We start from the raw sequence: 1,505 nt of genomic DNA, 5'->3' as shown, positions 1-1,505 counted from the left end.
GCGAGCGCGGCGCGCCGCTCGGCCGGTCCGCGCTCGCCCGCCCGCTCGCCGAGGGCCCGGGCGAACGGCAGGGTCAGCGGGGAGAACCGGTACCGGCGCGGCGCGGGCGAGGTGAGCAGGCCGGCTTCGACGAGCGCGTCCGCGAGGTCCTCGGCCTCCTCCTCGCCGGTGCCGAACAGGGCGGCGGCGGTGCCGACCGGGATCACCGGCGCGTCCGAGAGCGCGAGCAGCCGTAGCGCGCGGGCGGGGGCGGGGTCGAGCCGGTCGTACACACCGCGCAGGACGGCCTCGACGGACATCCCGCCGGCCCGCAGCTCGGCGAGGCGGTGGCGGTCGTCCGCGAGGCGGGCGAGCAGCCGCTCCGCCGTCCAGCCGGGACGCGCGGCCAGCCGGGACGCGGCGATCCGGACCGCGAGCGGCAGCCGGTCGCACAGCCGCAATACCTCCTCGACGGCGGACCGCTCGGCGGCCGTCCGCGCCTCCCCCGCGACGCGCGCGAACAGTTCCAGGGCGTCGCCGAGGTCCAGCGGGCCGAGGTCGAGGTGCCGGTCCACGGGCAGCGCCGCCGGACGGGCCCGCCCGGTGACCAGGACCGCGCACCCGGCCCCTCCGGGCAGCAGCGGGCGCAGCAGCGCGGCATCGTCGGCGCCGTCCAGGACGACCAGGACCTTCCGGTCGGCGAGCCATGACCGGTAGAGCGCGGCTGCGGCGCCGACGTCGTCCGGCTGGTGCGCGTCGGGGACGCCGAGCCGCCGCAGGAACCCGCGCAGCACGTCACCGGCCTCCACCGCCCCCGCGCCACCATCGCGGACGCCGCTGCCGGGAGTTCCCGGGTGGGGGCCGGAGCCGCCGAGGTCGGCGTACAGGACGCCGTCGGGGAACGCGTTGGACGCGTTGTGCGCGGCCCGCACCGCCAGTGCCGTCTTGCCGGTGCCCGCGCCGCCGGAGAGCGTCACGATGACGGGCGCGCGTCCGCGCCGTCCGTCGCCGCCGGGTCCGGTGAGGGTGGCGAGCAGGGTCGCCAGCTCGCCCGTCCGGCCGACGAAGTCGGGAACGGCGTCCGGCAGCGTCCCGATCGCCTCTGCCTCGGCCGCACCCACACCCGCCGGCTCGGCGTCCGGGGCGGAGCGGAGGATGCGTTGGTGCAGGTCCTGGAGGGCGCGGCTGGGACGGGCGTCCAGTTCGTCGGCGAGGACGCGGCGGACGGTCGCGTACGCCTCCAGGGCTTCGGCGCGGCGGCCACTGCGGTAGAGGGCGAGCATGCGCAGGCCGTGCAGGCGTTCGCGCAGCGGGTGGGCCGCCGTGAGCGCGGCCAGTTCCACGGCCGCCTCCGCGTGGCCCCCGAGGGCCAGGTCCGCGCCGAGCCGCGCCTCCAGCGCCTCCAGGCGGAGCAGCCGGAGGCGTTCGCGGTGCGCCGCCGCGGCCGGTCCGGGCAGGCCGACGAGCGGTTCGCCGCCCCACAGGGCGTCGGCCTCCCGCAGCAGGCGGCGCGCCTCGGCGTGGTC

At 79.3% G+C, this 1,505-nt stretch carries 1 protein-coding gene; it reads right to left on the bottom strand.

The genetic code is table 11. The annotated features are described in order from the left end of the window. On the bottom strand, positions 1-1,505 hold a 1,505-nt coding region (locus tag DZF91_RS23920), incomplete at both ends, for an ATP-binding protein (protein WP_235834508.1).

The organism is Actinomadura logoneensis (assembly GCF_003428695.1).
GTDB classification, from domain to species: Bacteria; Actinomycetota; Actinomycetes; order Streptosporangiales; family Streptosporangiaceae; genus Spirillospora; species Spirillospora logoneensis.
Note: the sequence above shows the minus strand (reverse complement) of the source record. Positions and strands in the feature narration are given on the sequence as shown.